Origin of the sequence: Micromonospora sp. NPDC002717, from assembly GCF_040295705.1 — a bacterium.
Taxonomy (GTDB): domain Bacteria; phylum Actinomycetota; class Actinomycetes; order Mycobacteriales; family Micromonosporaceae; genus Micromonospora.
Map to the genome: position 1 here is coordinate 26,946 of NZ_JBEOVW010000046.1, position 9,931 is coordinate 36,876.

The 9,931-nt window shown below is 70.5% G+C and carries 8 protein-coding genes, 1 tRNA gene and 1 pseudogene; 6 read left to right on the forward strand and 4 right to left on the reverse strand.

Translation table 11 applies throughout. The features are described 5' to 3' along the window. Positions 1–9: 9 nt before the first annotated feature. The 4 genes from cmk (at position 10) to ABT006_RS32970 (ending at position 3,439) form a co-directional block, all read left to right on the forward strand. Positions 10–690, forward strand: a complete 681-nt coding sequence (gene cmk, locus ABT006_RS32955; RefSeq protein ID WP_350712388.1) for a (d)CMP kinase — start codon at positions 10–12, stop codon at positions 688–690. Beyond that, positions 687–2,090 carry a ribosome biogenesis GTPase Der gene (gene der, locus ABT006_RS32960; protein ID WP_350712389.1) on the forward strand — a complete coding sequence of 468 codons (1,404 nt, stop codon included), beginning with the start codon at positions 687–689 and terminating at the stop codon, positions 2,088–2,090. The genes cmk and der overlap by 4 nt, the downstream gene beginning before the upstream one ends. A 202-nt stretch (positions 2,091–2,292) precedes the next feature. After that, a tRNA-Pro gene (locus ABT006_RS32965) sits at positions 2,293–2,366 on the forward strand. 113 nt (positions 2,367–2,479) lie between these two features. Further along, the gene (locus ABT006_RS32970; protein ID WP_350712390.1) at positions 2,480–3,439 is read left to right on the forward strand and encodes a tyrosine-type recombinase/integrase; all 960 of its coding nucleotides are present in this window, start codon (positions 2,480–2,482) and stop codon (positions 3,437–3,439) included. A gap of 598 nt (positions 3,440–4,037) precedes the next feature. Here the strand turns inward: ABT006_RS32970 and ABT006_RS32975 are convergent. Then, positions 4,038–4,196, reverse strand: a complete 159-nt coding sequence (locus tag ABT006_RS32975; RefSeq protein ID WP_350712391.1) for a hypothetical protein — start codon at positions 4,194–4,196, stop codon at positions 4,038–4,040. Positions 4,197–4,817: 621 nt separating this feature from the next. Between ABT006_RS32975 and ABT006_RS32980 the strand changes: the two genes are divergently transcribed. Next, positions 4,818–5,660, forward strand: coding sequence for an alpha/beta fold hydrolase (locus ABT006_RS32980; RefSeq protein ID WP_350712392.1), 843 nt, complete (start codon positions 4,818–4,820; stop codon positions 5,658–5,660). 351 nt (positions 5,661–6,011) lie between these two features. Further along, a pseudogene (locus ABT006_RS32985) lies at positions 6,012–6,332 on the forward strand (IS110 family transposase); the annotation flags it as partial. Between the two features lie 82 nt (positions 6,333–6,414). Here ABT006_RS32985 and ABT006_RS32990 read toward each other — a convergent pair. Genes ABT006_RS32990 through ABT006_RS33000 form a run of 3 tightly spaced genes read right to left on the reverse strand, consistent with a single transcriptional unit; the run spans position 6,415 to position 9,613 of the window. Next, positions 6,415–8,004, reverse strand: a complete 1,590-nt coding sequence (locus ABT006_RS32990; RefSeq protein WP_350712393.1) for an ABC transporter permease — start codon at positions 8,002–8,004, stop codon at positions 6,415–6,417. Next, positions 8,001–8,924, reverse strand: coding sequence for an ABC transporter ATP-binding protein (locus tag ABT006_RS32995; RefSeq protein WP_350712394.1), 924 nt, complete (start codon positions 8,922–8,924; stop codon positions 8,001–8,003). The genes ABT006_RS32990 and ABT006_RS32995 overlap by 4 nt, the downstream gene beginning before the upstream one ends. 5 nt (positions 8,925–8,929) lie before the next feature. Further along, positions 8,930–9,613, reverse strand: coding sequence for a TetR/AcrR family transcriptional regulator (locus ABT006_RS33000; RefSeq protein ID WP_350712395.1), 684 nt, complete (start codon positions 9,611–9,613; stop codon positions 8,930–8,932). Between the last annotated feature and the right edge of the window lie 318 nt (positions 9,614–9,931).

Consider the following 9,931-nt stretch of genomic DNA (forward strand, 5'->3'; position numbering starts at 1 on the left):
AGGACAACGGTGGAGGAAAACGTACGGGCCGGGCGCTGCGTGGTCGCTGTGGACGGGCCGTCCGGTTCGGGTAAGTCCACCGTCTCGCGGCGGCTCGCCGTCGGCCTCGGTGCTCGCTACCTCGACACCGGCGCCATGTACCGGGCCATCACCTGGGCCGTGCTGCGCTCCGGTGTCGACCTGACCGACACCGAGTCGGTGGCCAAGGTTGCCGGCGAGGTGGACCTGCGCATCGGCACCGACCCCACGGGGTACGGCGTGACCGCCGACGGCGTGACCGTCGACGCCGAGATCCGCGGCCCGGAGGTGACCGGGGCGGTCTCCGCCGTGGCCGCCGTGCCGGCGGTGCGCGCGCTGCTGGTCACCCGGCAGCGCGAGATGATCGCCCACGCCGGCCGGATCGTGGTCGAGGGCCGCGACATCGGGTCCGTGGTGGCGCCGGACGCCGACCTGAAGGTCTACCTCACCGCCTCCGAGGCGGCCCGGGCGGCCCGGCGCAGCGCCGAGGACGCCACCGACGTGGCGGCCACCGCCGCCGACCTGGCCCGGCGGGACCGGCTCGACTCGACCCGCAAGGCCGACCCGCTGACCCAGGCCGCCGACGCCGTGGTGCTGGACACGACCGAGTTGGGCATCGACGAGGTCGTCGCGCGCCTGCGTGACCTGCTGACCGAGCGGGGCGTGGCATGACCGACGCCGACGGTTGGGTGGAGCTGCGGGAACCGGACGTCGAGACCGAGGAAGTGACCGGCCCGCAGCCGGTCGTGGCCGTGGTCGGCCGTCCCAACGTGGGCAAGTCGACCCTGGTCAACCGGATCATCGGCCGCCGGCAGGCGGTCGTCGAGGACATCCCCGGGGTGACCCGGGACCGCGTCCCGTACGACGCGCAGTGGGCGGGCCGGCAGTTCACCGTGGTGGACACCGGCGGGTGGGAGCCCGACGCCAAGGACCGGGCGGCCGCGATCGCGGCGCAGGCCGAGGCGGCGGTCGCCACGGCCGACGTGGTGCTGTTCGTGGTCGACGCGATGGTCGGCTCGACCGATGTGGACGAGGCGGCGGTACGCATGCTGCGCCGCAGCGCCAAGCCGGTGATCCTGGTCGCGAACAAGGCCGACAACACCTCCATCGAGATGGAGGCGACCTCGCTCTGGTCGCTCGGCCTCGGCGAGCCGTACGCGGTGTCGGCGCTGCACGGCCGCGGCTCGGGCGAGCTGCTCGACGCCATCATGGACGCGCTGCCGGAGGCCCCGAAGATCGTCGAGCACCGCCCGCGCGGCCCGCGCCGGGTGGCCCTCGTCGGCCGGCCGAACGTCGGCAAGTCCAGCCTGCTGAACCGCTTCTCGGGCGAGGAGCGGGCGGTCGTGGACTCGGTGGCGGGCACCACGGTGGACCCGGTGGACAGCCTCGTCGAGATCGGCGGGGAGACCTGGCAACTGGTGGACACGGCGGGCCTGCGCAAGCGGGTGGGCAAGGCCAGCGGCACCGAGTACTACGCCAGCCTGCGGACCGCGTCGGCGATCGAGGCCGCCGAGGTCGCGGTGGTGCTGCTCGACTCCAGCGAGGTCATCAGCGAGCAGGACCAGCGGATCCTGTCCATGGTCACCGAGGCCGGCCGGGCGCTGGTGATCGCCTTCAACAAGTGGGACCTGGTCGACGCCGACCGCCGGTACTACCTGGACAAGGAGATCGAGCGCGAGCTGCGCCGGATCCCGTGGGCGATCCGGCTCAACCTGTCGGCGCGGACCGGCCGGGCGGTCGACAAGCTCGCCCCGGCGCTGCGCAAGGCCCTGGCGAGCTGGGAGACCCGGGTGCCGACGGCGCAGCTCAACTCGTGGCTGACCGCCCTGGTGCAGGCCACCCCGCACCCGGTGCGCGGCGGCCGGGCGCCGAAGATCCTCTTCGCCACCCAGGCCGGCGTGGCCCCGCCGCGCTTCGTGCTGTTCACCACCGGTCCGCTGGACGCGGGCTACCAGCGCTTCGTCGAGCGCAAGCTGCGCGAGGAGTTCGGCTTCGAGGGCAGCCCGATCGAGATCTCGGTACGCCCCCGCAAGAAGCTCGGCCCGGGCGGCCGCGGTAAGGCGCACGGCTGACCCCTGGCCGGACCTGATGCCGGATGGGAGCACCGCTCCCATCCGGCATTTTCCGCTCCCATTCTCTTACCTATCCTCCTAGGACGCTCTACGGGTGGTGAGCTCGGCGACGCGGCTCGGGGCAGGAGGGGCCAGTGCGGACGACGGGATGATCGTGCGCTAAGCTGTACCGGCTGTCGCGGGGAGAATCGCGCGGGGGCATCGGGACGTGGCGCAGCTTGGTAGCGCACTTGACTGGGGGTCAAGGGGTCGTCGGTTCGAATCCGGCCGTCCCGACAGCGAGAGGGTTTTCGCAGGTCAGCGACTTGCGGGAACCCTCTTTTTATTGCTTGGCATGGATGCCCGGTCTAGCACGCCGCTGTTGGACTCCTTGACTCGGGCAGGTTGTAATGCCACTACTGGATCTTCAGAAGCTCACCGTCGGACTGTCCCGGACCTGGGCCGGGTTCCTCCGCGACTGGGACCGGTCGCTGCGGGCCGGGAACTACCCGCAGACCACTCGCTACAACTACCTGCTCGCCGCCGCGCAACTTGGCCGCTATCTCGGGGAGCACTCGCCGGACCCGGACGCCGAGGACGCGGCCGACGACCCGTGTGCAGTGTCGCGGGCACACGTGGAGGCGTTCCAGGCGTGGATGATCGACACCAGGTCCGCGTCGACTGCGTTGAACAAGCACAAGGGGTTGCAGCAGTTCTTCAAGTGGCTGCTCGTCGATGAGCAGGCCATCGACCGCTCGCCGATGGAGCGGGTGCGGCAGCCGAAGACGCCCCGCAAGCTGATCCCGGTTATGCGCGACGAGGACACCGGCAGGCTCCTCGACGCGTGCAAGGGCAAGGGCTTCGCCAATCTGCGCGACGAGGCGTTGATCCGGCTGTACTGCAACACCGGCGCTCGGCTGTCCGAGGTCGGGAACCTCCTCGTCGCCGACGTGGACCTCAACACGGAGTCGGTGCACTTCCACGGCAAGGGCGCCAAGGATCGGCGGGTACGTTTCGGGCCGAAGACCGCCCGGGCCCTGAGCCGCTACTTGCGCGCCAGGGGCAAGCACAAGGGCGCCGGCCTGCCGAACCTTTGGCTGGCGGAACGAGGCACTGCGGCCTTGAATCCGAACGGCATCAAGATCCTTCTCAAGCGGTTGGGCAAAGCGGCCGGGGTGCCGGACGTGCACGCGCACCGGTGGCGGCACAGCTTTGCCCATGAATGGAAGCGTGCCGGCGGAGATACCGGAGACCTGATGCTCCTGCTGGGCTGGACGTCGGAGGACATGCCCCGTCACTACGGTGCGAGCGCGGCGGCTGAGCGGGCGCAGGAGACGCAGGTACGACTGGGTATCGGCGAGCGCGTGTAGGTCGGCTGGTGGACGCGATCACGCACGGCAGGGCCGTGCGTGATCGCGTCGTTACCGGTAGGCTGCGGCGGGCCTTCGGGGGAGGGGTGGCGATGCCGTGGTACGCAGTCGACGAGAGTCGCAGTGAGCTGTTGGCAACCTGGAGACCGGCTACGGGTGTGTCGCGATTCGGGTCGCGTCGCTGGCGGCGAGTATCGAACCGGTGGTCCGTCGACCTGGACGGGCTGCACCTGCGGAAAATCCTGCTCCCCGCGCACGCGGGGGTGGTCCGGTGTCCGGGTCCACGACACTGCGGCCGGCGTCCTGCTCCCCGCGCACGCGGGGGCGGTCCCACACCGAGGGGCTTCTTGTTGCCGTCGCCGACCTGCTCCCCGTGCACGCGGGGGTGGTCCCGCGAGCGCCTGCCGGGCGCGCGTCGAGGGTCTGCTCCCCGCGCACGCGGGGGTGGCCCCGGACCCGAGTTGTCGCGCCTCACCGGGGGGAGCTGCTCCCCGCGCACGCGGGGGTGGTCCTCAGCCGGCGGGCGGGACCGGGGTCGGCGCCGCCGACGTGCTGGGCTGCCCTTCCGCCGGCCTCGGCGAGCCACCAAGCCGGCGCGTCAGATTGCGACCGGGTGGCGCGGTTCGTAGAGACCGAGTTGCCGCCACCGGCTTGCCGCAGTGGTGCGCAGCCCCCACCGCTCCTCGGCGACCGGGATCGTGAACTCGACGCCCTTCGCGGCCAGGTCGACCATGGTCGCCGCGGCGTCGTCGCACATGAGGAAGAGCTTCGTGGGCCGGCTCGCCCTCGGTCGGGTGCATGGCGAACTCGGCCGGCGGGAGCTTGAAGATGAGCCAGCCATGGCCGGCGTCGACGTGGTGGTCAGCCGAGCGTGTCCCGGAAGAAGGCGCGGTCCGCCTCTGGGTCGCAGCTGTAGATGATCACATGAGCATCATTGATCATTCACCGACCGCTGAGGTCCGACGTGGCAACGCCAATCTCGCCAGAAATGCCGCCGCCGCTCGCGCCGCCCCAACTGTCGGTACCGGGGGCCAGGTTGCCCGATGGTCTCTTCGTGGCGTTGTCGCAGCTTAGCGGCGGTGAAGTGTAGGCCGCCAGGGACTCGAACCCCTGAACCCTCTGCGAGTGCGTTGATCAGCTGCAATCGGGCGAAACGGTGCTGATGGCCGGGTCGGTGATCCTCACCCTGCCATCGTGATCCTCTTCTTCGCCAGCGAACGGCTTTTCACCGAGGGCTGACCAGCGGCGCGGAGAAGGGCTGACCGTCGGCACTGTCAGATGCCGGGGTGTCACTCCCGCGCCTGGCCGTGGCGCCTTTCCACCCGGACGGCCCGACTCCCGGGCTAGCGTCGGTTCAGGGCACGGCGATCGGAGTTGAATGGCAGCGGTACGCGAGACACTCAAGGTCCCCCGGGCCGGGCACCTGCTGCATGTCGAGGTGACCGGCAGCCAAGGGGTGCCGGTGGTGCTGCTGCACGGCTTCCCCGACAACCTGCACCTTTACGACGAGCTGATGCCGCACCTCGGCGATCGGCGGGTCGTCCGCTTCGACTTCCTCGGCTGGGGCCGCTCGGACAAGCCCGACGGCTACCCGTACACGGCGGACAACATGACCGGCGACCTCGCGGCAGTGATCGACCACCTCGGGCTGGAGCAGGTTGTGCTCGTGGCCCACGATGCGTCCGGGCCACCGGCGATCGACTGGGCGCTGCTGTATCCGCACCGGGTCGCCGCGCTGGTGTTGCTCAATACCTATTACCACCAGACGACGGCGCTGCGCCGACCACCCGTCATCGCGCTGTACTCAACTCCGCTGCTGCGCAACGTAGCCCGAGCGCTGGCCGGCCGTGGGTCGGACCTCGCTCGGCGCCTCTACATCTGGCAGGTGGGCAGGTTCATCTCGGACGACCAGCGCAGGGACCCGATGGTGAACCTCTTGTACGACTCCTTCACCGCGGCCCAGCCAGCGTTCTGGCGGCTCAACGACGACCTACTCGGCACCGTGCTGACCCACCGGCGCCGGATACCCGACCTGCGCCGGTTCGACCGGCCGGTGCGGGTGGTCTTCGGCACGGAAGATCGCTCCCTCAATCCACGGGTCGCGCGCCGCTTCGCGGAGCTTTTCCCCCGCGCCGACCTCCACCTGCTGCCGAATGCGAGCCACTTCGTGCAGGTCGACCAGCCGGAGCGGACCGCCGAACTCGTCCTGAGCGCCGGTTGACCGCGCGGCCCGGCGCCGCGGTCGGAGTGCCTCGGGCCCGCGCCTGAGTCGTTTTACCCCCCTCCCGTCACTGGCCGGCGAAGATCCGGCGGCGCGGCTGCTGGACGCGCTCGTCCCCGTTACCTTTGATCGTCCCCAGCCGGGGACTGCTCGGTCGCCCGGCCTGGTATGACTTACTTCCCCTGTCGTTCCGATGATCCGGGGGGTGTTGTCGCCGGGCCGGGTGGCGTCGGCGGACCGCTGATAGGGACACGACCACTCGCAGGGTTGGGGTAGGTCTCTTCGTAACGTGGCTGCCGGCAGTCGACGCCAGACTGGCGACCGAGGCGGACGCAACGTCGCGGGGGCGATGTGCACGGCGACTACCAGGTGTTCCTTGAGGTCGATGTCGGCAAGGACGGCCACCACGCAGTCGCTCTGACCCTTGATGGCAAGCGGCTGCACGATGCTGCCCTGGCCAACACCGAGGCCAAGCTGTGGCAGGTCTTCGGCAAGCTCGCCAAGCACGGCAAGGTCCTGATGGTGGTCGACCAGCCGGCCTCGATCGGCGCGCTGCCGGTCGCGGTCGCCCGCGCCTGCGGGCATCAGGTGGCCTACCTGCCAGGGTTGGCGATGCGCGGGATCGCCAACCTGCACCCGGGCGCGGCCAAGACCGACGCCCGCGACGCTTCTTCGAGCCGCCGGGGGCGGCGGTGGTCCGGAACCGATGGAGGGCCGCGCGGGTCGAGTCGGCCGGTCCTCGATCCGGCCGTGTTCACGCCACCGGCATGTCTCTTCGGCGCAGCCCCGCGAGCCCGGCCGCTCCCAGTGCGACGGCGATGGCGGTGAGCCACAGTATCGGTGTCACGGTGAATGCGGAGCCGGGCAGCTTCGGTACGTGTGCGAACGGGGTGAGGTCGACGATCCATTGGTTCAGCCCGAACAGCGCGCCGAGTTCAACGAGCAGGACGGACAGGATGAGCGCGGCCCAGGCCAGCGAGCTGAGCCTCGGTGTGAGGCCGATCAGGGCGGTGCCGAAGCCGGCCAACACCCAGGCGGCCGGCAGTTGCACCAGTGCGGCGCCGAGCAGCCGCCCGACCTGCCCGCCGACGTCGTGGACCTGCGCGCCGTACATGAGACCGCCGGCGATGCCCGACACGGCCAGCAGCAGCGCCGTGCCCAGCAGTGCGAACGCCAGGTGGCTCGCTGCCCAGCGCAGCCGGCTGACGCGCGTGGCCAGCAGCGCTTCGACCCGGCCGCTGCTCTCCTCCTGGCGTAGCCGCAGCGTCGCCTGAACCGTGTAGGCGGCGGTGACCATGCCGGTGATGCCGAAGATCGCGGCGAGGAACGCGTCGGTGAGGCCGCTGCGCCCGCCCATCCGGGTCAAGATGTCGGTCAGCTGCTGGTTCGGCGACTTCAGGTCCCCGATGCCGGCGGCGGCGCCACCCATGGCGGCACCGGTTAGCGCCAGCCCGACGGTCCATCCGAGGAGCAGGCCGCGGTGCAGCCGCCAGGCCAGCGCGAATGGGCTGCGCAGGGCAGGGGAAGCCTCGACGGGCCCAGGCCGCTCCGGGAGCAGGCCGGCGCCCACGTCCCGGCGGTCCGCGAGCGCGTACCCGACCATGACGAAGGCAGCCGCGCCCACGACGAACAGTGCGGCCACCCACCACCGTTCCCCGGCGTACGGGCGCAGGTGCAGCGCCCAGCCGGTCGGCGACAGCCAGCTCAGCCAGGTCGGCCCGGTGTCGCCGACGGCGCGCAGCAGGTACGTGCCGCCGAGGACGGCGCTGGCGATGCCGGTGGCCGCCCGGGCGCTCTCGGTAAGCTGCGCGGCCGCGCCCGCGACCGCGGCGAACAGCATCCCGACAAGGCCGGTCGCAACGCCGAGCGCCACCGAACCGGCGGCCGGCAGCCCGGTCGCCATCAGCCCGAGCGCAATGAGCACCGCGATGGCCAGGTTCGCCAGCGCGGTGACAAGCAGGGCGGCGGTGAGCGGCGCATGCCGCCCGATCACGGTGGCGCGGATGAGCTCCAGCCGGCCGGTCTCCTCCTCGGTCCGGGTGTGCCGCACGACCGTCAGCAGGCTCATCAGCCCGACCAGGATGAACTCGGTCACGCCGATCTTCCACGCGGTGAGCCCACCGATCGACACGTCGAACAGCGGGCCGCTCAGCGCGACGAGTGACGGGTTGGTGAGAACGCCGCTCACCGCGCGCAGACTCTCTTCGGTCGGGTACAGCTTGAAGTAGTTGGCCGCGGTCGCCATCGGCATCACCGCGAGCCCGAGCACCCACACGGTCAGCCGGACACGGTCGAGCCGCAGCGCCAGCCGCACCAGGGCGCGCGTGCCGGTCAGCGAGTTCACCGGGCCACCTCCGTCCGGTGCTTTGCGTCGGCCTGCGCCCGGTCGTAGTGACGCAGGAACAGCTCTTCGAGGGTCGGCGGCTGGCTGGTCAGGCTCCGGATGCCCACCATGGTGAGCTGCCGCAGCACTGCGTCGAGCGCGGTGGTGTCCACGTCGAAGCGCACGGTGCCGTTGTGGGCCTGCAGGTCGTACACGCCGGGCAGCGTGTCCAGGCCAGTCGCCGGCCCGGCGAGGTCGACCTGGATCGAGGTGCGGGTCAGATGCCGCATGCCGGCGAGCGTGCCGCTCTCGACCGCCCGCCCCTCGCGGATGATGGTGACCCGGTCGCAGAGCGCCTCGACCTCGGCGAGGATGTGGCTGGACAGCAGGACGGTGCGCCCGTCACGCTGCTGTTCTTCGCGGATCACCTGGCGGAAGACCTCCTCCATGAGCGGGTCGAGGCCGGAGGTGGGCTCGTCGAGCACGAGCAGGTCGACGTCGGAGGCAAGGGCAGCGACGAGCGCGACCTTCTGCCGGTTGCCTTTCGAGTAGGTCCGGCTCTTCTTGCTCGGGTCGAGGTCGAAGCGCTCCAAAAGCTCGGCGCGGCGCCTGACGTCGAGGCCGCCGCGAAGCCGGCCGAGCAGGTCGATGACCTCGCCGCCCGACAGGTTGGGCCACAGTGTGACGTCGCCGGGCACGTATGCCAGGCGGCGGTGCAGTTCCGTGGAGTCGCGCCAAGGGTCGCTACCGAGCAGCCGGACGGCGCCGGCGTCGGCGCGTAGCAGCCCGAGCAGGATCCGGATGGTGGTGGACTTCCCTGCGCCGTTGGGGCCGAGGAAGCCGTGCACCTCCCCGGTCTGCACGGCGAGATCGAGCCCGTCGAGGGCACGGGTACGCCCGAACGTCTTGACCAGTGCGTCTGCGCGGATCGCTTCGGTCATGATCCTCATGCTCCTTCGGCCCCGGGGTCGGTCCCTGCGGCAGTAGGCGGATTGGGTGCCCGCAGCGGCTCCATCGCCCCGCGGGCCTTCGCGACGAATTCGGGATCGAGTAGCGAGTGGGAGTAGAAGTCGGCCAGCGCACCGGCCATGCGCAGGTGCCCGTCGGTGGTGAAGATGTCGACGCCCAGCGCGCGGGACACGTGGTCGTGCATCGCGAGGATCCCGGACTGCATGCCGACGAGCACCGCCGCGTATGCCCGGTAGTCCTCGGTGACGTCTGGCGCGTTCTTGCTGATCCACTGCTCGGTCAGTACCACCATGTCGTCGAACATCGCCGCGGCGCTGGGTGAGCCGTCGAGCAGGGCCCGGGTGACGTACTTGTAAGACAGCAAGATCGTCGGATGGACCGCCGGCAGGAAGCCCGGGCTGGCCACCTTGCCCTCGAGGACGAGCTCCTCCTTAATCTTCACGAGCCGGTTCAGCACGTGAAGGTCGCATGCCTCCCGCAGCGCCTCCTTGGACCCGAAGTGGTGCCGAAGCAGGCCCGGCGACACGCCGGCCGCCTGAGTGATGTCGCGGACCGTCGTGCCGTCGATGCCATGTTCGGCGAACAGGCGGATCGCGGCGTCCCTGATCCGCGCCCGGGCCGTCACGTCCTCGAACGCTGGATCGCCAACCGGGTGCTCCACACCCCACCCCCTCCATACAGACGTATGGCGGATTACTCGACCCGACAGCTGGCTATACACGCGTATAGTACCGCTGCAAGGGGCGGCAGCTTGCTGGCGCAGGCCGTAACGACATCCGGATCTGCCGCCGATAACGCGCGGGCACGGTCAATTGGCCCGTCACTCTACGTACAGCGGGCTTCACAACCATGCAGCAACACAGGGGTAGGTTCGCAGCCCTGCCCTGACTGTGAGGGTGGCAGGGTCGGCTCAGCAGTGGTGAGCTGACAGCTGGTGGTGGCGGGCGTGACTCTTGCTCTGACTGGCGTTTGTGCCTTT